Genomic DNA, 19,921 nt, shown 5'->3' on the forward strand with positions numbered 1-19,921 from the left:
TTGTGAGTGGAATCATTACTATTTTAGGATTAGGTGCTGGTGAATTAGATCAGTTAACGATGGGTGTATATCGAAAAATAAAAGAAGCAGATCACATGTTTGTTAGAACGAAGGAACATCCCGTTATAGAAGAGTTGGAGAAAGAAGGTATACAATATACTGCCTTTGACAATGTATATGAAGCACATGATACATTTGAAATTGTATATGAAACAATTGCGAATACATTGTTAGAACAAGCTGAAGATACAGAAATCATCTATGCTGTTCCAGGGCATCCGCTTGTAGCGGAAAGAACGGTTCAGCTACTATTGGAAAAAAGTGAAGTAGCGAATGTTGAAGTGCGAATTGAAGGTGGGCAAAGTTTCCTTGATCCTATGTTTGCAAGTCTTAAGATTGATCCGATTGAAGGGTTCCAATTAATTGACGCCACATCATTTGAAAGAGGACAATTAGAATTACGTCAACACTTAATCTTTTGCCAAGTATATGACGCATTCGTTGCATCAGATGTGAAATTAACATTAATGGAGATGCTGCCAGATGATTATGAAGTGTATATCGTAACAGCTGCGGGGACTTCATTTGAGCAAGTGAAAAAGGTGCCGTTGTACATGTTAGATCATGAAACGGAGTTGAATAACTTAACGAGTGTATATGTACCACCAGTTCAGGAACGTGCGTCCTTATATCAACAGTTTGATGTACTTCGAGAAATTATTGCAGACCTTCGTGGTCCAAATGGTTGTCCGTGGGATAAAAAGCAAACACATCAATCTTTAAAGAAGTATTTAATTGAGGAAGCGTATGAAGTGTTAGAAGCAATTGATGAAGAGGATGATGATCACTTAGTAGAAGAACTGGGTGATGTATTATTACAAGTTATGCTTCATGCCCAAATCGGAGAGGACGAAGGTTGGTTCTCTATAGATGATATTATTCGAACTTTATCTGAGAAAATGGTTCGTCGTCATCCGCATGTATTTGGGAATACGGATGTAAATAATGCCGATGAAGTAATTGCCAATTGGGAAGAAATTAAAAAACAAGAAAAAGGGTTTGTAAAAGAATCTGTTTTAAATGGAGTTCCAAAAAGTTTGCCGCAGTTACTACGCGCTTATGAAATCCAGAAAAAAGCTGGTAAGGTTGGTTTCGATTGGGTGGATGTACAGCCGATGATAGAGAAAGCCTTAGAAGAATGGCAAGAGTTCCAACAAGAAGTCGCAAACATGGATGAGGCGAAGATGTTAAGTGAATTTGGCGATTTACTATTTGCGTTTGTTAATATAGCTCGTCATTATAAAATAGATCCAGAAGAAGCGTTACGTTCAACAAATGAGAAATTCGTCAGTCGTTTTTTATACATGGAAGCAAAGGTAGCTGAAATGAATAAAGAGATGCAAGATTTATCATTAGAGCAGTTAGATGTTTTCTGGGAAGAGGCAAAACAAACAGAGCGTTAATAGGGGGATTTAATATGCGTCTAGATAAGTTTTTAAAAGTATCACGTTTAATTAAAAGAAGAACATTGGCGAAAGAAGTAGCTGATCAAGGAAGAATATCCATTAACGGTCAAGTGGCAAAAGCGAGTTCGGATGTGAAAGTAGCTGATGAATTAACAATTCGTTTTGGTCAAAAAATAGTAACTGTAAAAATAAATGAATTGAAAGAAACGACTAAAAAAGAAGATGCAGCAAATATGTATAGCTTAGTTCGTGAAGAAAAAGTAAAGGCCGAAGAAGGCTTGTTCTAAAACCGATTATCCCTTCATACATTACTATTAGCTAGTATAAATGTATGGGGGGATTTACGTGAATAATGGTTACTCACCTATGTCTTCTAATCAACAAAATGTTTCTGTAGAGCATGATATTATTATGCGTGGCAGACGTGTAATTGATATTACCGGTGTAAAGCAGGTAGAGAGTTTTGATAGCGAAGAGTTTTTACTTGAGACTGTAATGGGCTTTTTAACAATTCGTGGTCAAAATTTGCAAATGAAAAATTTAGATGTAGAAAAAGGTGTTGTATCGATTAAAGGGAAAGTTCATGAGATGCTGTATATTGATGAGAATCAAGGGGAGAAAACTAAAGGCTTCTTTAGTAAGTTGTTTAAATGAGTCTAACAATTCAGTTGTATACGATGCTCTCAATGATCGGAATGGGTGCTTGGATTGGAGCGTCTTTAGATACATACCAACGATTTTTAAAACGTCAAGAACGTAAGCGTTGGATTGTATTTATACATGATATACTATTTTGGATTGTCCAAGCATTATTCGTTTTTTACGTATTGCTTCTTGTAAATGAAGCTGAACTACGTATATATGTATTTTTAGCATTATTATGTGGTTTTGCGGCATATCAAAGCATGTTGAAAGCAATATACATGAGACTGTTAAATTTTCTCATCTATATTTTTGTGCAAACAACACACTTTTTTGTTCAAATTATACAGCTACTCATGATAAAACCTGTTATTATTATAGCGCAGCTATTTATTGCATTTATATTATTCTTATTTCGTATACTGCTTTCAATTGGACATGTGTTATGGAAAATGGTGATTTGGATATTACTTTTCATATGGAAAGTTTTTTTCTGGCCTGTTCGATTTATTGCTTCGCTCATATGGAAACTTCTCCCTAATCGTGTTAAACTTTTTATAATGAAGCATGTAGGGTTCCTGCAATATATAGCAAAATTGAAGGGACATATCTTCCAATTATGGGAGCGTATAAAAAAGAAGTTAGGGGGACCTCGGAAATGAGGGAACTGAGACAAAGAACAATCGAAAAACAGAGTCCAAATCCTGTTAAAGAGCATATAATACAAACGGATGAGAACAGGAAGCGACTTTATCGCCGTTTAGCGGTTTTTCTTGTCTTTGCTTTTACAATTATTGCGAGTATTAGTGTAACGTTTTATCAACAAAACAGTTCCATTAAAGCAAAAGAAGCAAAAGTTAAGGACATGAAAAAAGAACTGGATTCATTAACGAACAAAGAAAAGAGTCTAAAAGACGAAGTTCAAAAGTTAAATGATGAAGAGTACGTATTAAAGATTGCTAGAAGGGATTATTTCTTCTCTGGAAAAGGGGAGATAATTTTTCCTGTTTCTAAGTAGAGTATGTCTTATTGACACTATATTTTAGGATTATATATAATAAAGTAAAATTTGACTTTTTAACCACTAAGGAGGAGCATTTTTTTTATGTCAATCGAGGTAGGCAGCAAGTTACAGGGTAAAGTAACAGGTATTACAAATTTTGGGGCTTTTGTGGAGCTGCCAGAAGGCTTAACGGGTCTTGTTCATATTAGTGAAGTTGCTGATAATTATGTGAAAGATATTAACGATCACTTAAAAGTGGGCGACCAAGTAGAAGTAAAAGTTATTAACGTTGAAAAAGATGGTAAGATCGGTCTATCTATTAAAAAAGCGAAAGAGCGTGAAAAAACAGAAGGAGATCGTCCACGTGGTGAATACCAACGCGGTGGTGATCAACAACGTTCTGGACGTCCACAACGTAATCGTTCTTTCAACAGAGATAACCGTGGTGGCGGTAACGACCGCGCTCCAAAAGAAACATTCGAGCAAAAGATGGCACGTTTCTTAAAGGACAGTGAAGATCGTTTAACTTCTTTAAAGCGTAACACTGAATCTAAACGTGGTGGCCGTGGCGCACGTCGCGGATAATAAGAACGTTTAATTCTTAGAATATAGAGAGGTGCCCAGGGCGATTGCTCAGGGTGCTTTTTTATATGTGAAAATATATTTTTAAAAAAGTTTTCAAGATGTATTGACTTTAAATTATATCTGAGGTAAGATATTAATTGTCCGTTAAATAAGACGACATGGCGGTGTAGCTCAGCTGGCTAGAGCGTACGGTTCATACCCGTGAGGTCGGGGGTTCGATCCCCTCCGCCGCTATATTTAATTTAACGGCCCGTTGGTCAAGTGGTTAAGACACCGCCCTTTCACGGCGGTAACACGGGTTCGAATCCCGTACGGGTCATCTAAAAAGATCATGCAAATGCGCATGATCTTTTTTTGTTAAATAAATTAAGACATACGACACTTCTACAAAATCACCCTATATTTTCTGAATGTTCGATTAAAATATTAAAAATAAAATACATACTGTGTATATATGTAGAGTTATTTCGAATAAAAAGTCGAACGATTATAAAAGTGAAAACTGTTGTTTTGACAAAAATCCCAATAATCATCTTTTATAATGACAGTAATTAAACTATGCAGGTGGTGTTAAAAATATGCCTAAAGCAGGAAGGAATACTATGAATACAAGTGCATTGGCAATGAATGAAGGTCAGCTTGGAGGAGTAAAGTGGACGAGTAAGTTGCGAATGAAGTTTGAGCAAGTTTTCTTTAGATGGGGATTTATTATTGTTGTTATTGGTTTTCTTTTGGGACGAGCATATATATTAACAAACATTTTACCGTTTGCACTGCCGTTTTTTGCAGCTGTTTATGTTATGAAGCGGGATAAAATGCCGCTCGCGTTCTTGGCTCTAATGGGGGGCGCACTTTCAGTTTCGATAGATAATTTATTCTTTACCTTTGCATCTATTTTTACTTTCTTCATTTATAATATCTTCTTTAGTCGGTTTACACGTAAAACTGTTGGACTTGTACCATTCCAAGTATTTATCTCCGCATTAACTGCACATTTAGTTGTCGTATATTTTGCACAACAAACTGTTACCATGTACGATTTACTCGTTAGTACGATTGAGGCAGGGCTTAGCTTCGTATTAACTATGATATTTTTACAAAGTGTCCCGCTTTTAGTAGAAAGAAAAGGGAAACAACAAGCGTTAGAGACAGAAGAAATTGTTTGTTTAATTATATTACTAGCATCTGTTTTAACTGGTACAACAGATTGGTTCATATATGACGCTTCTATTCAACATATTTTTACTAGGTATTTAGTGCTTGTGTTTGCGTTTATCGCAGGAGCGGCTACAGGATCTACAGTAGGGGTCGTCACTGGGTTAATATTAAGCTTAGCAAATGTCTCTAGTTTGTCCCAACTTAGTCTGCTTGCTTTTTCTGGATTGCTTGGTGGTTTGTTAAAAGAAGGGAAACGCTTAGGTGTTAGTTTAGGTTTATTAATTGGGACAAGCTTGATTACGCTATATGTAGACAAGCAAACAAACATTGTGACAACTTTAATTGAATCTGGTGTGGCGATTGCTTTCTTTTTATTAACACCGAAACTTGTTATGGATCGTATTGCTAAATTTATGCCAGGCACACAGGAGCATTCGCAAGATCAACAACAGTATTTAAGAAGAATGCGTGATGTTACAGCGAATAAAATCAATCAATTTGCCAATGTATTTGCTGCTTTATCTAATAGCTTTTCTGTATATGGATATGTGGAGGAGGAAGATAAAGAGACGGAGGCAGATTTGTTCTTAAGTACAATTACTGCAAAAACATGTCAAACATGCTTTAAAAAGGACCAATGCTGGGTAGTTAATTTCGATAAAACGTATGATTATATGAAACAAATAATGAGTGAAACGGAAGAAGGAACTCTGCAGCATAATCGGAAGCTAGTTCGTGAATGGGACAAGCATTGTGTGAGAGGCAAGAAAGTGACGGATTTAGTAGCGGGTGAATTAGATCACTTCTATGAAGGACAAAAATTACGAAAACAAATGAAAGAAAATCGTAGAATAGTAGCAGAGCAATTGTTAGGTGTATCAAAAGTTATGGAGGATTTTGCCAAGGAGATACAAAGGGAAAGAGAAAATCATCAAGTACAGGAAGAGCAGATTCTGCAAGCATTTCGTGATTTTGGTGTAGAAATAGAGCATGTTGATATTTATTGTTTAGATAGAGGAAGTATTGATATTGAAATGTTGATTCCAGTTGCATCTAATGAACATGGAGAGTGTGAAAAATTAGTTGCACCAATGCTTTCTGATATCCTGAGGGAAAACATAGTTGTGAAACATGAAGAAAAATCTTCTTATCCGAACGGCCACAGTTTAATATCATTTGGTTCAGCAAAAACGTATTCCCTTGATACCGGCTTGGCCACAGCCGCGAAAGGCGGTGGGTTTGTTTCGGGTGATTCTTATGCAATGATGGATTTAAGTGTTGGGAAATATGCCCTTGCAATTAGTGATGGCATGGGAAATGGGCAAAGAGCTCATATGGAGAGTAAAGAAACAGTGAAATTATTACAAAAAATACTTCAGTCAGGCATTGATGAGGAGATAGCGATTAAATCTATTAACTCTATTCTTTCTTTAAGAACAACAGAAGAGATGTTTACGACATTAGACTTAGCTATGGTAGATTTGCGGGATGCGAGTGCGAAGTTTTTAAAGATTGGATCGACGCCGAGTTTTGTTAAACGCGCAAATAATATTTTGAAAATTGAAGCAAGTAATTTACCAATGGGAATTATTGAGGATGTTGAAGTTGATGTAGTGGGTGAGCAATTAAAAACAGGTGATATTCTTATTATGATGAGTGATGGGATTTTTGAGGGCGCGCAGCATGTGGAGAATCATGAATTATGGATGAAGCGGAAAATTAAAGAATTACAAACTGAAGATCCGCAAGAAATTGCTGATATCATTATGGAAGAGGTGATTCGATCTGGCGATGGTTATATAAATGATGATATGACTATTGTAGTAGCGAAAGTGAAGAAAAATATGCCGAAGTGGGCTACCATTCCAATTGTAGGAATGCAAGCGCAATAAAGTGAAACTTGAAATATGATGTTTCTTTCTAAAAACCTAGGTGGATGCCTAGGTTTTTTGCTTTAAAAGATAATATTATTATTTTTGTGAATATGTACGAATGATGTAAGATAAAAATGTAATTTTTGTATATCTTTTTTTTGCACAATGTTTGTAAAAGTTGTACCATTATAAACAAGGTAACTAACGTTGCTGTTCTTGTTTAATGAAAGGTGATTACGAAGTTGAAAGATACATTTGTTGAAAAGGTAGATGACTTTGTAAAGCAGCATGATGTATTAAAGGAACGCTCAACAATTGTTGTGGGTGTTTCTGGTGGTCCTGACTCTGTGGCTCTTCTATATTATTTGTTAGAAAAAAGAGCAGCAAAACAGTTTGAGATTGTAGTGGCGCATGTGGATCATATGTTTCGAGGTGATGAATCTCATGAGGACCTACAGTTTGTGCAAGACCTTTGTAAAGAGCTAGGAGTTATTTGCGAAACGATAAGGATTAATGTGTCGCAATATCAACAGCAATACGGGATGAATGCACAAGTTGCTGCTAGAGAATGCAGATATGCATTTTTGGAAAGAATAATGAAGAAATATGATGCGAGGTATGTAGCTCTTGGACATCATGGTGATGATCAAGTAGAGACAATTTTAATGCGCCTTGTACGAGGGAGTACTCCGAAAGGATATGCAGGCATTGCAGTGAAGCGTCCTTTTCATAATGGGTATTTAATTAGGCCGTTACTTGGAGTAACGAAGGAAGAGATTGTTGATTACTGTCATAAGTTAAAAATAATTCCTCGTATAGATCCAAGTAATAAAAAGGAAGTATATACAAGGAATCGATTACGTAAATATGTTCTTCCTCATTTGAAAGAAGAAAATCCACAAGTGCATGAGAAATTCCAAAAATTTAGCATGCAGATGCAAGAGGATGAGGCGTATTTGCAGGAATTAGCTTTTGAGAAAATGAATAAAGTAATTACAAAAAAAAGTGATAAACAAATTAGCTTATCAATTCCTGCCTTTGAATCCATGTCTATGCCTTTACAAAGAAGAGGGATTCAACTAATATTAAACTATCTTTATGAATATAAGATTCCATCTTCTCTTTCCTCTATACATATTGACAAAGTGATTGAGTTTTTTAAGCGGACACAACCTTCGGGTTCACTTGATTTCCCAGGTGATTTAAAAATTGTTCGCGCATACGAGGAGTGCAGCTTTGGATTTAAACAAGAAATTGTTTCCCCTTTTTTACAAGATTTATCAGTGCCCGGGACAATTACGCTATCGAACGGGGATAAGCTTGTAACAGAGGTGAGCGAAGATATACCAAGTAACATGAATGAAACAGTTTTTGTTGCTAAGTATAATGATATATCATATCCACTTCGTGTTCGTTCTAGAGAAAATGGAGATCGCATGTCAATACAAGGTATGAATGGCACCAAAAAGATAAAAGCTATTTTTATCGAAGCGAAAGTACCAAGAGAAAAAAGAGAAGAATGGCCGGTCGTTTGTGATGCAAGAGGGAATGTTATTTGGTTACCCTTGTTGAAGCGATCTGCATTTGCTATCTCGAAAGAGACAGCAAAGAAGGATAAATATATGATTATTCACTACAAAAGCAAGGAGTCTTCCGGGAGGATAATGAAATGATGAATCAAGATATCGAAAAAGTATTAATTTCTGAAGAGCAAATACAAGAAAAGGTGCTCGAATTAGGCGCGATTATTGCAGAGGATTATAAAAACACAGTACCTCTTGCGATTGGTGTACTAAAGGGTGCAATGCCATTCATGGCAGATTTATTAAAGAGAACAGATACATATCTTGAAATGGATTTTATGGCTGTATCTAGTTACGGTCACTCAACTGTTTCAACAGGCGAAGTGAAAATTTTAAAAGACCTTGATACTTCTGTAGAAGGTCGCGATATTTTAATCGTTGAAGATATTATTGATAGTGGTCTTACGCTAAGCTACTTAGTAGACCTATTTAAATATCGTAAAGCGAAGTCTGTAAAAATTGTTACGTTATTAGATAAACCAACAGGCCGTAAGGTAGATTTGAAAGCGGATTATGTTGGATTTACTGTACCGCATGAATTTGTTGTAGGGTATGGATTAGATTATAAAGAGCAGTACCGTAATCTTCCTTATGTAGGAGTACTAAAACCAAGCGTTTACTCAAATTAATTAAATACAGGCGTCACAATTGTATAGGAAAGTTTTTCTATGTTACGATTTACTATAGTGTTTATGCCGTGAGAGGAGGTTAGGAATGAATCGTATCTTCCGTAATACCATCTTTTATTTACTGATATTCCTAGTAGTAATTGGAATCGTGAGCTATTTTAATGGTTCGACACAAAAAACGACATCAGTTAGCTACGATAAATTCATTACTAAACTAGAAAAAGGTGAAGTTCGTAATGTGCAACTTCAACCGAAAAATGGTGTGTTTGAGGTAAAAGGACAATTTAACAACTCTAGCCAAGGAGAACAATTTGTTACTTACGCACCAAATACTGAGGAATTACAAAAGAAAATTAATGACAAAGCGCAAGGTGCTGAAGTTAAGTATCAACCAGCAGAAGAAACAAGTGCTTGGGTAACATTCTTTACTTCTATCATTCCGTTTGTTATTATCTTCATTTTATTCTTCTTCTTGTTAAACCAAGCTCAGGGCGGCGGTAGCCGTGTTATGAACTTCGGGAAAAGTAAGGCGAAGTTATATAATGACGAAAAGAAAAAGGTTCGTTTCAGAGATGTTGCTGGGGCGGATGAAGAGAAACAAGAGCTTGTTGAGGTAGTTGAATTCTTGAAAGATCCTCGTAAGTTCGCTGAAGTTGGTGCCCGTATTCCGAAGGGTGTTCTATTAGTTGGACCTCCAGGTACAGGTAAAACTTTATTAGCACGTGCTGTTGCAGGTGAGGCAGGCGTTCCGTTCTTCTCTATCAGTGGTTCTGACTTCGTAGAGATGTTCGTCGGTGTCGGTGCATCACGTGTACGTGATTTATTCGAAAATGCAAAGAAAAATGCTCCTTGTATCATTTTCATTGATGAAATTGATGCAGTAGGACGTCAACGTGGTGCGGGTCTTGGTGGTGGCCATGATGAGCGCGAGCAAACGTTGAACCAATTACTTGTTGAAATGGATGGCTTCGGTGCAAACGAAGGTATTATTATCATCGCTGCGACAAACCGTCCTGATATTCTTGACCCAGCATTATTACGTCCAGGTCGTTTTGACCGTCAAATTACAGTAGATCGTCCAGATGTAAATGGCCGTGAAGCTGTACTGAAAGTACATGCTCGTAATAAACCGCTTGATGAGAATATCAACTTAAGAGCAATTGCAACTCGTACACCGGGATTCTCTGGTGCCGATCTTGAAAACTTATTAAACGAAGCTGCGTTAGTAGCTGCGCGTCAAGATAAGAAGAAAATTGATATGAGTGACATTGATGAAGCAACGGATCGTGTTATTGCAGGTCCGGCTAAGAAAAGTCGTGTTATCTCTGAAAAAGAACGTAATATCGTTGCTTTCCATGAAGCAGGCCATACTGTAATTGGTGTTGTTCTTGATGAAGCAGATGTCGTTCATAAAGTAACAATTGTCCCTCGTGGTCAAGCTGGTGGATATGCAGTAATGCTTCCAAAAGAAGATCGTTACTTCATGACAAAACCAGAGTTACTTGATAAAATCACTGGTTTACTTGGTGGTCGAGTAGCTGAAGAGATTGTATTTGGTGAAGTAAGTACAGGTGCTCATAATGACTTCCAACGTGCGACTGGTATTGCAAGACGTATGGTAACGGAATTTGGTATGAGTGATAAGCTTGGACCAATGCAATTTGGTAGCTCACAAGGTGGTCAAGTGTTCTTAGGAAGAGACTTCCATTCAGAACAAAACTATAGTGATGCGATTGCACACGAAATCGATATGGAAATGCAAACGATTATGAAAGAATGTTATGCTCGTGCAAAACAAATTCTTACTGACAATCGTGATAAACTAGATCTTATTGCGAAAACGTTACTTGAAGTAGAAACGTTAGATGCAGAGCAAATCAATCATTTATGTGACTATGGCAGATTGCCAGAACGTCCAACATCTTCAGCTGATGTGAAAGTAAACATCAACATGAAGAAGGACGATGAAGAATCAGAAGATAAGTAAGAAGAGATGAAGGAGTGACGATAGTCACTCCTTTTTTATTTGTAGAAGGGAACTAAGTAGAAAAAGAATTTAAATAAATCTGGTACTAAAAATTGAAATAGGGAGTAATCTTTTTGTAAAATGATGAGGATAGAAAAGCTGATTATATAAGTATGTGTGATATGATGTTTTTATAAGTTTTATACATACTGCACAAATATAGATTAAATAAGATAAGTGGTGAGAATATGATTTTTGTATTGGATGTAGGGAACACAAATGCTGTACTGGGCGTGTTTGAAGAGGGGGAACTTCGTCAACATTGGCGTATGGAAACAGATCGTCATAAGACAGAAGATGAATATGGAATGCTTGTAAAACAGTTGCTTGAGCATGAGGGTCTTTCGTTTGAAGATGTGAAAGGTATTATCGTGTCTTCAGTCGTACCACCAATTATGTTTGCTTTAGAGCGCATGTGTGAAAAGTATTTTAAAATTAAGCCGCTTGTAGTAGGTCCTGGAATAAAAACGGGGCTAAATATTAAATATGAAAATCCACGTGAAGTAGGTGCGGATCGAATCGTAAATGCAGTAGCAGGAATCCACTTATATGGAAGTCCTCTTATTATTGTCGATTTTGGTACGGCTACTACATATTGTTATATTAACGAAGAAAAGCATTATATGGGTGGAGTTATTACACCAGGAATTATGATTTCAGCAGAGGCTTTATATAGTAGAGCGGCAAAACTTCCTCGTATTGAAATTACAAAACCAAGCAGTGTAGTTGGGAAGAATACGGTAAGTGCGATGCAATCTGGTATTCTTTATGGTTATGTTGGACAAGTGGAAGGTATTGTTAAGCGCATGAAAGAGGAAGCTAAACAAGAACCAAAAGTTATTGCAACAGGTGGATTAGCGAAATTAATTTCAGAAGAATCGAATGTAATTGATGTTGTAGATCCATTCTTAACATTAAAAGGTTTGTATATGTTATACGAGCGTAATGCAAATTTACAGCATGAGAAAGGTGAATAAATAAGTATGAAAGATTATTTAGTAAAAGCGTTAGCATTTGATGGGGAAGTGCGTGCGTATAGTGTACGTACTACAAACACGGTAAGCGAGGCGCAAAGACGTCATGATACATGGAGAACAGCTTCAGCGGCACTTGGTCGTTCTTTAACTGCAGGTACAATGATGGGGGCAATGTTAAAAGGTGACCAAAAGCTAACAATTAAGGTAGAAGGAAATGGTCCGATTGGTCCTATCTTAGTAGATGCTCATGCAAATGGAGATGTACGTGGTTATGTAACGAACCCACATGTTGACTTTGAAGGAACAGAACAAGGGAAATTACGTGTATATCAAGCGGTAGGTACTGAAGGATTTGTAACGGTAATTAAAGATATTGGTATGCGTGAGCCGTTTATTGGTCAATCTCCAATTGTTTCAGGAGAATTAGGAGAAGACTTCACGTATTATTTTGCAGTTTCTGAGCAGACGCCTTCTTCTGTAGGTGTTGGTGTCCTTGTAAATGGAGACGATAGCATATTAGCGGCAGGTGGATTTATCCTTCAAATTATGCCGGGTGCACAGGAAGAGACAATTTCATTCATTGAAGAGCGTTTGCAGAAGATTCCTCCTGTATCAACATTGATCGAACAAGGGCTTTCTCCAGAAGAGTTACTGTATGCAGTCCTTGGAGAAGATAAGGTAAAAGTATTAGAAACGATGGATGTTCAATTTAATTGCACATGCTCACGCGAACGTATCGAGAGTGTGTTAATTAGTTTAGGTAAAACGGAGTTAGAGCAAGTTCGTGAAGAAGAAGAAGAAACAGAAGTTCATTGTCATTTCTGTAATGAGCGATACAAGTTCTCTAAAGAAGATATTACAAATTTAATTGAGAATTTGTAATAAGGGAATTTACCCTCTAAATACATTGACAAACAGGGAATTTTCTGACAAAATCTAAATATAGACAAAACCAATAAAAATACTCGGTGTTAGGAGTGACAGGAATGCGAGTGGCACAATCAGTTTCAGAATTAATCGGGAAAACGCCGATCGTTAAGTTGAACCGCATCGTAGAATCAGACAGCGCAGATATATACTTAAAATTAGAATTTATGAATCCGGGGAGCAGCGTTAAAGATCGTATCGCATTAGCTATGATTGAAGATGCTGAGAAAAAAGGATTATTAAAAGAAGGCGATACAATCATTGAGCCGACAAGTGGTAACACAGGAATTGGTTTAGCGATGGTAGCAGCTGCTAAAGGATATAAGGCAATTTTAGTAATGCCAGAAACAATGAGCGTTGAGCGTCGCAATTTATTACGTGCTTATGGCGCTGAATTAGTATTGACTCCAGGGCCTGAAGGAATGGGCGGAGCAATTCGTAAAGCGACTGAATTGGCAAAAGAACATGGCTACTTTATACCGCAACAGTTCAAAAATCAATCAAATCCAGAAATTCATCGTTTAACAACAGGTCCAGAAATTGTTGAGCAAATGGGCGACCAATTAGATGCATTTATTGCAGGTATTGGTACAGGTGGAACGATTACTGGTGCTGGTGAAGTGCTGAAGGAAGCATATAAAGATATTAAAATTTATGCAGTAGAACCTGCGGATTCACCAGTGTTATCTGGTGGAAAACCGGGTCCACATAAAATCCAAGGAATTGGGGCTGGATTTGTTCCAGAAACATTGGATGTAGAAGTATATGATGAAATCATTCAAGTGAAAACAGAGCAAGCGTTCGAATACGCAAGAAGAGTGGCTAAAGAGGAAGGTATTTTAGTTGGTATCTCTTCAGGAGCAGTTATTTATGCAGCGACAGAAGTTGCGAAAAAGTTAGGTAAAGGGAAAAAGGTACTTGTTATTATCCCAAGTAATGGTGAACGTTATTTAAGTACACCACTTTATCAATTTGAGTCTTAATTACATGTGATTGAAAAAGCATCCTTAAAAAAGGATGCTTTTTCTTTTTGGATTGGAAATAGGAAAAGAGTGAATGACTAGAAAACTTCATGTAAAATAAGAGGTAGTATCATTAATTTATTTTCACTAGCCTTCGAATATAACCCTTCTATATACATAACGAATGTAGCTTGAAGTGGTTAATATAAGAGGGTGGGATAAAAGAAGACGGGGTGTTGATATGCAACGAAGAAAATCTTTAGCGCTTTCTATTCCATATCAGTTAGATTTCTTTAAGCAATATAAATTTCTTTCTAAGGATAAACCGCAACATATTTTGTTAGAGAGTGGACGTGGCGGTCGTTATAACATCGTGGGATTAAACCCAGTAGCGGTAATCCGAGGGAAGGATGAAACGTTACATATAAGTGAAAGTGGTAAGGAAACAATAAAGCAAGGAAACCCATTAGATTTAATGCAGGAATATATGGAGCGATGGAAAACGGATTATAATCCGGAATACCCGCCTTTTCAAGGTGGTGCAATTGGTTACTTTAGTTATGATTGCATCCGTTATATTGAAAAACTTCCTTCTCTTGCGGAGGATGATATTAATATACCTGATATATTCTTTTTATTATTTGATGATGTGTTTGTGTATGATCAAGAAGAAAAAGTATTATGGATTATTACACATTATGTCGATAAGCACGAAGAGGCAAAAGAGCGATTAAATGAATGGAAGGTTCTTTGGGCGACAGAGGCGCCGGAAGTGACTATACCGTTTGCGTGCCCTGAAAAGAAAAATGAAGCAGTTGCTTTTACTGAAGAAAGCTTTATGAAGGCGGTTGAATGTATTCAAGAATATATTGGGGCTGGTGATGTGTTCCAAGTAAACTTGTCAACAAGACAAGAAAGAACGTTACAAACACACCCACTAGAAATATATACAAGTCTTCGTGAAATTAATCCATCTCCATATATGGGTTACTTGGAGCTTGGGGATTTTCAAATTGTAAGTGGATCGCCAGAGTTGCTAATTAAGAAACAGGGAACTGAAGTAAGTACAAGACCAATTGCTGGAACGAGATCTAGAGGGGCAAATGAGCAAGAGGATGAAGAATTGGCAAGGGAATTAATTGAGAATGAAAAAGAAAGAGCAGAGCACGTCATGCTTGTGGATTTAGAGCGAAATGATTTAGGACGTGTTTGTAAATATGGCACTGTAGAAGTAGACGAGTTTATGGTAATTGAGAAATACTCACATGTTATGCATATTGTTTCTAATGTGCGTGGTGAGGTGGAAGAAGATAAAGATGCTTTCGATTTAGTGAAGGCTGTATTCCCTGGAGGAACAATTACGGGTGCTCCGAAAATACGTACGATGGAAATTATTGAAGAATTAGAACCTGTTCGCCGAGGGATTTATACAGGTTCAATCGGTTGGATCGGTTATTCTGGAGATACAGAATTGAATATTGTAATTAGGACACTTCTTGCTAAAGACGGAAAAGCGCATGTACAAGCAGGGGCGGGAATTGTAATTGATTCAAATCCGGAAAATGAATATAAAGAGTCGTTAAAAAAGGCGATTGCTTTATGGCGTGCAAAAGAACGTAGTGAAGAAACGGTTAGGTGAGAGAAATGATATTAATGATTGATAATTATGATTCTTTTACATTTAATTTAGTGCAGTTTCTTGGAGAACTTGGACAAGATCTTGTTGTTAAACGTAACGATGAAGTGACTATTTCAGATATTGAGAATATGAAACCAGACTTTTTAATGATTTCGCCAGGTCCATGTAGTCCGAATGAGGCAGGAATTAGTATGGAAGTTATTCGATACTTTGCTGGAAAGATTCCGATTTTTGGGGTTTGTCTCGGGCATCAATCTATTGCGCAAGTGTTTGGTGGAGAGGTTGTTCGTGCAGAGCGATTAATGCATGGGAAAACATCGCTTATGCATCATGATGAGAAGACGATTTTTTCGGATATCCCTAATCCGTTTACCGCGACGCGCTATCATTCCCTTATTGTTAAGAAAGAGACGTTACCTGATTGTTTAGAGGTAACGTCTTGGACAGAAGAAGGGGAAATTATGGCGCTCCGCCATACAACATTACCGATTGAAGGTGTGCAGTTCCACCCGGAATCTATTATGACTTCTCACGGGAAAGAGTTGTTGCAGAATTTCATTCGTAAATATAGTCCAAGTGTGACATCATGTTAATTTACGTAAATGGTCAGTATGTAGAATCGAGTGAAGCGAGAATTTCTCCTTATGATCATGGTTATTTATATGGTCTTGGAGTTTTTGAGACTTTTCGTATTTATAATGGTCATCCTTTCTTATTGGATGATCATTATGACCGTTTAATAGATGCGCTGGATACATTGCAAATAAAATGGACAATGACGAAAGATGAAGTAATGCTTATTTTGAAGAATTTAATCGTTAAGAATAAATTAGAGCATGCGTATGTCCGTTTTAATGTATCGGCGGGTATAGATGAAATTGGATTGCAAACAGAAATGTATGAAGAGCCGTCTATTATTGTTTTTATAAAACCTTTAGCGGCCCCGGGAGATGTAGTGGAAAAAGAAGGGGTTGTCTTAAATCAAGTGAGAAATACCCCAGAGGGTGCATCTCGCTTGAAGTCTCACCATTATTTAAATAACATTTTGGGGAAACGTGAAATTGGAAATGGTGTGAATAAGGAAGGGATTTTCCTGACTGAAGTAGGTTATGTTGCAGAGGGTATTGTTTCGAATCTCTTTTTTGTGAAAGGTGATATTTTATATACACCTTCGCTTGAAACAGGGATTTTAAATGGTATCACTCGTGCGTTTATTATAAAGGTTGCTGAAGAGATTGGTATAGAAGTAAAAGAAGGTTTCTTTACAAAAGATGAATTACTTTCAGCCGATGAAGTCTTCGTAACAAACTCGATTCAAGAAATTGTTCCGCTTAATCGTATAGAGGGACGAGATTTCCCGGGTAAAGTAGGTATGGTTACAAAAAGATTTATGAACCTTTATGAAATGCAGAGAGAGAAATTGTGGAGCAGAAATGAATTACGAAGAGGAGATGTGTAGTTTGAAGTGGGATTATGATTTGCGCTGCGGCGAATATACATTGAACTTAAATGAAAAAACGTTAATTATGGGGATTTTAAATGTAACACCAGATTCGTTTTCTGATGGTGGGAGTTACAACGAGGTAGATGCTGCAGTGCGCCATGCGAAAGAAATGCGAGATGAAGGTGCTCATATTATTGATATTGGTGGCGAATCTACTCGTCCGGGCTTTGCTAAAGTGTCAGTGGAAGAAGAAATAAAACGAGTTGTTCCAATGATTCAGGCTGTTTCAAAAGAGGTGAAATTGCCTATTTCTATCGACACATATAAAGCGGAAGTTGCAAAACAAGCAATCGAAGCTGGTGCTCATATTATTAATGATGTTTGGGGAGCGAAGGCGGAACCGAAAATCGCTGAAGTTGCGGCTCATTACGATGTACCTATTATCTTAATGCATAATCGCGATAACATGAATTATCGTAATTTAATGGCTGATATGGTTGCTGATTTATATGACAGTATTAAAATTGCTAAAGATGCTGGTGTACGAGATGAGAATATCATTTTAGACCCGGGCATCGGTTTTGCTAAAACACCTGAACAAAATTTAGAAGCGATGCGTAATTTAGAACAGTTAAACGTACTAGGTTATCCAGTTCTCTTAGGTACTTCAAGAAAGTCCTTTATTGGGCATGTGCTAGATTTGCCGGTAGAAGAACGTCTTGAGGGGACGGGAGCTACCGTTTGTCTTGGTATTGAAAAGGGTTGTGAGTTTGTTCGTGTTCATGATGTGAAGGAAATGGCACGTATGGCTAAGATGATGGATGCGATGATCGGTAAGGGGGTAAAGTAATTGGATAAAATTTATATTCATGATATGGAGTTTTACGGTTATCATGGTGTATTCCCAGAGGAAAATAAATTGGGCCAGAGATTTAAAGTGGACTTAACGGTGGAATTGGATTTGAAACAAGCAGGAGAAAGTGATGACTTAGAGCATTCTGTTAATTATGGAGAGCTTTTCGAATTATGTAGGAAAGTTGTAGAAGATAGAACATATAAGCTTGTAGAGAGTATTGCTGAAAATATTGCTACAGATATATTGAAACAATATGAGAGTATTTCAAGATGTACGATAAAGGTAATTAAACCAGATCCGCCGATACCAGGACATTATCGTGCTGTAGCGGTAGAAATTACGAGAGAACGTCCATGAATAATATAGCTTACATTGCATTAGGTTCAAATATTGGAGAGCGTTATACGTATTTAACTGAAGCGATTCAGTTTCTGAATAAAAATCCTTATATCAAAGTTGAGGATGTTTCGTCTGTATATGAGACGGAACCGGTTGGCTATACTGACCAAAGTTGCTTTTTAAATTTAGTTATAAAAATTTCTACCAATTTATCACCGCAAGAATTATTGAAAGTAACGCAAAAAGTAGAAAATGATCTAGGAAGAAAAAGGGAAATTAGGTGGGGACCTAGGACTATCGACCTTGACATTTTACTATATAATCAAGAAAATATTGAAGCAGAGAATCTTATTGTTCCGCATCCGCGGATGTTCGAAAGAGCTTTTGTTATCGTTCCGTTGTTAGAGATTAATCAAGATATAAAACAAAACATTTCACGTTCACAAGTAGAAGAAATGAAAAGGCGAGAGGGAGTAACGGTATGGAAGCAGAAAAATGGGGAAGACGCATTCGTGCTTTTCGAAAACTAAAAGGTTATACGCAAGAAGGTTTTGCAAAAGAATTAGGGGTATCTGTATCTGTTTTAGGTGAAGTTGAGCGAGGAAATCGATCGCCTTCCCAAGACTTTGTAGTGGAAGTTGCTAAAGCATTAAAGGTCTCGATAGATGAGCTAATGCCAAAGTGACCATGAAGGAAGGAGTAAATCGAGTGTTAAAAATCGCAAATATTGAGATGAAAAATCCGGTTGTATTAGCACCGATGGCGGGAGTGTGTAACTCTGCATTCCGTTTGACAGTAAAAGAATTCGGTGCAGGCCTAGTTTGTGCTGAAATGGTAAGTGATAAGGCGATACTACTGAACAATAAAAGAACATTAGATATGTTATATATTGATGAGAGAGAAAAGCCATTAAGTTTACAAATTTTTGGTGGCGAGAAAGAAACTCTTGTAGATGCTGCGAAATACGTAGATCAATATACGACAGCAGACATCATTGATATTAATATGGGGTGCCCAGTACCAAAAATCGTTAAGTGTGATGCAGGAGCAAAGTGGCTTTTAGACCCAAATAAAATATATGAAATGGTAGCGGCAGTTGTAGATGCTGTAGAAAAACCAGTTACAGTAAAAATGCGTATCGGTTGGGATGAGGATCATATTTTCGCAATCGAGAATGCGAAAGCTGTTGAGCGTGCTGGTGGACAAGCGGTAGCAGTTCATGGGCGCACACGAGTACAAATGTATGAAGGAAAAGCGGATTGGGATATTATTAAACAAGTAAAGCAAGCTGTAAATATCCCGGTTATCGGAAATGGCGATGTCGCAACGCCGCAAGATGCAAAGCGTATGCTTGATGAAATTGGTGTAGATGGTGTTATGATTGGCCGCGCTGCCCTTGGAGATCCATGGATGATTTATCGTACGGTAAAGTATTTAGAGACTGGTGAATTAATGCCGGAACCGACAGTACGTGAGAAAATTGACGTATGTATGTTGCATCTAGATCGTCTGATCGATTTAAAGAATGAAAATGTCGCTGTAAGAGAGATGAGAAAGCACGCAGCTTGGTATTTAAAGGGCATTCGTGGTAATGCAACTGTACGTAATGGTATCAATGCTTGTAATACGCGTGAAGACCTTGCAAATGTATTAGGTACATTTGTAGAAGAAGTAGAAGCGAAACAACAAACAATTCACGTTGGTTAATAATAGGAAGGGAAGATTGACATTCTTCTATACACTTCCTATAATTACGTGAAAGAAAGAAGAACTGCCAGTTAGTTGCTGGCAGTTTTTCTAGTTGAGTAGAA

The 19,921-nt window shown here is 37.2% G+C and carries 21 protein-coding genes and 2 tRNA genes; all 23 read left to right on the forward strand.

From position 1 onward, the window contains the following. Window positions 1–2: 2 nt before the first annotated feature. The 23 genes from mazG (at window position 3) to dusB (ending at window position 19,817) form a co-directional block, all read left to right on the forward strand. A complete protein-coding gene (gene mazG, locus EGX95_RS26620) occupies window positions 3–1,463 on the forward strand; it encodes a bifunctional methyltransferase/pyrophosphohydrolase YabN (protein WP_000014256.1) in 1,461 nt (486 codons plus the stop codon). Window positions 1,464–1,477: 14 nt separating this feature from the next. Beyond that, window positions 1,478–1,753 carry an RNA-binding S4 domain-containing protein gene (locus tag EGX95_RS26625; RefSeq protein WP_001234876.1) on the forward strand — a complete coding sequence of 92 codons (276 nt, stop codon included), beginning with the start codon at window positions 1,478–1,480 and terminating at the stop codon, window positions 1,751–1,753. 58 nt (window positions 1,754–1,811) lie between these two features. Beyond that, window positions 1,812–2,120, forward strand: a complete 309-nt coding sequence (gene yabP, locus EGX95_RS26630) for a sporulation protein YabP (protein WP_001059101.1) — start codon at window positions 1,812–1,814, stop codon at window positions 2,118–2,120. Then, complete coding sequence (yabQ, locus tag EGX95_RS26635) at window positions 2,117–2,770, forward strand: spore cortex biosynthesis protein YabQ (protein ID WP_000059762.1); 654 nt, start codon at window positions 2,117–2,119, stop codon at window positions 2,768–2,770. Before yabP ends, yabQ begins: the two co-directional genes overlap by 4 nt. Next, the gene (gene divIC, locus EGX95_RS26640; RefSeq protein WP_001208736.1) at window positions 2,767–3,126 is read left to right on the forward strand and encodes a cell division protein DivIC; all 360 of its coding nucleotides are present in this window, start codon (window positions 2,767–2,769) and stop codon (window positions 3,124–3,126) included. The genes yabQ and divIC overlap by 4 nt, the downstream gene beginning before the upstream one ends. Window positions 3,127–3,213: 87 nt before the next feature. Then, entirely contained in the window at window positions 3,214–3,696 is a 483-nt protein-coding gene (locus EGX95_RS26645) for a S1 domain-containing RNA-binding protein (RefSeq protein WP_000021452.1), read from the forward strand. Between the two features lie 160 nt (window positions 3,697–3,856). Continuing rightward, window positions 3,857–3,930, forward strand: a tRNA-Met gene (locus EGX95_RS26650). Between the two features lie 13 nt (window positions 3,931–3,943). After that, a tRNA-Glu gene (locus EGX95_RS26655) sits at window positions 3,944–4,015 on the forward strand. Window positions 4,016–4,274: 259 nt separating this feature from the next. Further along, window positions 4,275–6,746, forward strand: a complete 2,472-nt coding sequence (spoIIE, locus tag EGX95_RS26660; RefSeq protein ID WP_001123529.1) for a stage II sporulation protein E — start codon at window positions 4,275–4,277, stop codon at window positions 6,744–6,746. A gap of 224 nt (window positions 6,747–6,970) precedes the next feature. Beyond that, entirely contained in the window at window positions 6,971–8,401 is a 1,431-nt protein-coding gene (gene tilS, locus EGX95_RS26665; RefSeq protein WP_000655455.1) for a tRNA lysidine(34) synthetase TilS, read from the forward strand. Continuing rightward, window positions 8,398–8,940, forward strand: a complete 543-nt coding sequence (hpt, locus tag EGX95_RS26670) for a hypoxanthine phosphoribosyltransferase (RefSeq protein WP_000981838.1) — start codon at window positions 8,398–8,400, stop codon at window positions 8,938–8,940. The genes tilS and hpt overlap by 4 nt, the downstream gene beginning before the upstream one ends. An 85-nt stretch (window positions 8,941–9,025) precedes the next feature. Next, complete coding sequence (gene ftsH / locus EGX95_RS26675) at window positions 9,026–10,927, forward strand: ATP-dependent zinc metalloprotease FtsH (protein ID WP_001079659.1); 1,902 nt, start codon at window positions 9,026–9,028, stop codon at window positions 10,925–10,927. A gap of 227 nt (window positions 10,928–11,154) precedes the next feature. Beyond that, on the forward strand, window positions 11,155–11,943 hold the full coding sequence (locus tag EGX95_RS26680) for a type III pantothenate kinase (RefSeq protein ID WP_000578367.1): 789 nt from the start codon (window positions 11,155–11,157) through the stop codon (window positions 11,941–11,943). Between the two features lie 6 nt (window positions 11,944–11,949). Further along, on the forward strand, window positions 11,950–12,825 hold the full coding sequence (gene hslO, locus EGX95_RS26685; protein WP_000656366.1) for a redox-regulated molecular chaperone HslO: 876 nt from the start codon (window positions 11,950–11,952) through the stop codon (window positions 12,823–12,825). Between the two features lie 104 nt (window positions 12,826–12,929). Next, on the forward strand, window positions 12,930–13,853 hold the full coding sequence (gene cysK, locus EGX95_RS26690) for a cysteine synthase A (protein WP_001261703.1): 924 nt from the start codon (window positions 12,930–12,932) through the stop codon (window positions 13,851–13,853). A gap of 220 nt (window positions 13,854–14,073) precedes the next feature. Next, complete coding sequence (gene pabB / locus EGX95_RS26695) at window positions 14,074–15,471, forward strand: aminodeoxychorismate synthase component I (protein ID WP_001189678.1); 1,398 nt, start codon at window positions 14,074–14,076, stop codon at window positions 15,469–15,471. A 5-nt stretch (window positions 15,472–15,476) separates the two neighbouring features. Then, window positions 15,477–16,064 carry an aminodeoxychorismate/anthranilate synthase component II gene (pabA, locus tag EGX95_RS26700; RefSeq protein ID WP_000602276.1) on the forward strand — a complete coding sequence of 196 codons (588 nt, stop codon included), beginning with the start codon at window positions 15,477–15,479 and terminating at the stop codon, window positions 16,062–16,064. Then, window positions 16,058–16,930, forward strand: a complete 873-nt coding sequence (pabC, locus tag EGX95_RS26705; RefSeq protein ID WP_000909890.1) for an aminodeoxychorismate lyase — start codon at window positions 16,058–16,060, stop codon at window positions 16,928–16,930. The genes pabA and pabC overlap by 7 nt, the downstream gene beginning before the upstream one ends. Then, window positions 16,905–17,765, forward strand: coding sequence for a dihydropteroate synthase (folP, locus tag EGX95_RS26710; RefSeq protein ID WP_002081846.1), 861 nt, complete (start codon window positions 16,905–16,907; stop codon window positions 17,763–17,765). Before pabC ends, folP begins: the two co-directional genes overlap by 26 nt. Then, window positions 17,766–18,128, forward strand: a complete 363-nt coding sequence (gene folB, locus EGX95_RS26715; protein ID WP_000358059.1) for a dihydroneopterin aldolase — start codon at window positions 17,766–17,768, stop codon at window positions 18,126–18,128. Further along, window positions 18,125–18,640, forward strand: coding sequence for a 2-amino-4-hydroxy-6-hydroxymethyldihydropteridine diphosphokinase (folK, locus tag EGX95_RS26720; RefSeq protein ID WP_001059445.1), 516 nt, complete (start codon window positions 18,125–18,127; stop codon window positions 18,638–18,640). Before folB ends, folK begins: the two co-directional genes overlap by 4 nt. Further along, complete coding sequence (locus EGX95_RS26725) at window positions 18,592–18,795, forward strand: helix-turn-helix domain-containing protein (protein ID WP_000387027.1); 204 nt, start codon at window positions 18,592–18,594, stop codon at window positions 18,793–18,795. Before folK ends, EGX95_RS26725 begins: the two co-directional genes overlap by 49 nt. A 23-nt stretch (window positions 18,796–18,818) precedes the next feature. Beyond that, the gene (gene dusB, locus EGX95_RS26730; RefSeq protein ID WP_000912258.1) at window positions 18,819–19,817 is read left to right on the forward strand and encodes a tRNA dihydrouridine synthase DusB; all 999 of its coding nucleotides are present in this window, start codon (window positions 18,819–18,821) and stop codon (window positions 19,815–19,817) included. Window positions 19,818–19,921: the final 104 nt, after the last annotated feature.

Source organism: Bacillus sp. FDAARGOS_527 (genome assembly GCF_003812125.1).
In the GTDB taxonomy this organism is placed as follows: Bacteria; Bacillota; Bacilli; order Bacillales; family Bacillaceae_G; genus Bacillus_A; species Bacillus_A paranthracis.

Bases quoted from the DNA above. Each gene is read 5' to 3' on its own strand.
- EGX95_RS26625 (WP_001234876.1), top strand. From the start codon at position 1,478: ATGCGTCTAGATAAGTTTTTAAAAGTATCACGTTTAATTAAAAGAAGA.
- yabQ (WP_000059762.1), top strand. From the start codon at position 2,117: ATGAGTCTAACAATTCAGTTGTATACGATGCTCTCAATGATCGGAATG.
- divIC (WP_001208736.1), top strand. From the start codon at position 2,767: ATGAGGGAACTGAGACAAAGAACAATCGAAAAACAGAGTCCAAATCCT.
- EGX95_RS26645 (WP_000021452.1), top strand. From the start codon at position 3,214: ATGTCAATCGAGGTAGGCAGCAAGTTACAGGGTAAAGTAACAGGTATT.
- spoIIE (WP_001123529.1), top strand. From the start codon at position 4,275: ATGCCTAAAGCAGGAAGGAATACTATGAATACAAGTGCATTGGCAATG.
- hpt (WP_000981838.1), top strand. From the start codon at position 8,398: ATGATGAATCAAGATATCGAAAAAGTATTAATTTCTGAAGAGCAAATA.
- ftsH (WP_001079659.1), top strand. From the start codon at position 9,026: ATGAATCGTATCTTCCGTAATACCATCTTTTATTTACTGATATTCCTA.
- EGX95_RS26680 (WP_000578367.1), top strand. From the start codon at position 11,155: ATGATTTTTGTATTGGATGTAGGGAACACAAATGCTGTACTGGGCGTG.
- hslO (WP_000656366.1), top strand. From the start codon at position 11,950: ATGAAAGATTATTTAGTAAAAGCGTTAGCATTTGATGGGGAAGTGCGT.
- cysK (WP_001261703.1), top strand. From the start codon at position 12,930: ATGCGAGTGGCACAATCAGTTTCAGAATTAATCGGGAAAACGCCGATC.
- pabB (WP_001189678.1), top strand. From the start codon at position 14,074: ATGCAACGAAGAAAATCTTTAGCGCTTTCTATTCCATATCAGTTAGAT.
- pabA (WP_000602276.1), top strand. From the start codon at position 15,477: ATGATATTAATGATTGATAATTATGATTCTTTTACATTTAATTTAGTG.
- pabC (WP_000909890.1), top strand. From the start codon at position 16,058: ATGTTAATTTACGTAAATGGTCAGTATGTAGAATCGAGTGAAGCGAGA.
- folP (WP_002081846.1), top strand. From the start codon at position 16,905: ATGAATTACGAAGAGGAGATGTGTAGTTTGAAGTGGGATTATGATTTG.
- folK (WP_001059445.1), top strand. From the start codon at position 18,125: ATGAATAATATAGCTTACATTGCATTAGGTTCAAATATTGGAGAGCGT.
- EGX95_RS26725 (WP_000387027.1), top strand. From the start codon at position 18,592: ATGGAAGCAGAAAAATGGGGAAGACGCATTCGTGCTTTTCGAAAACTA.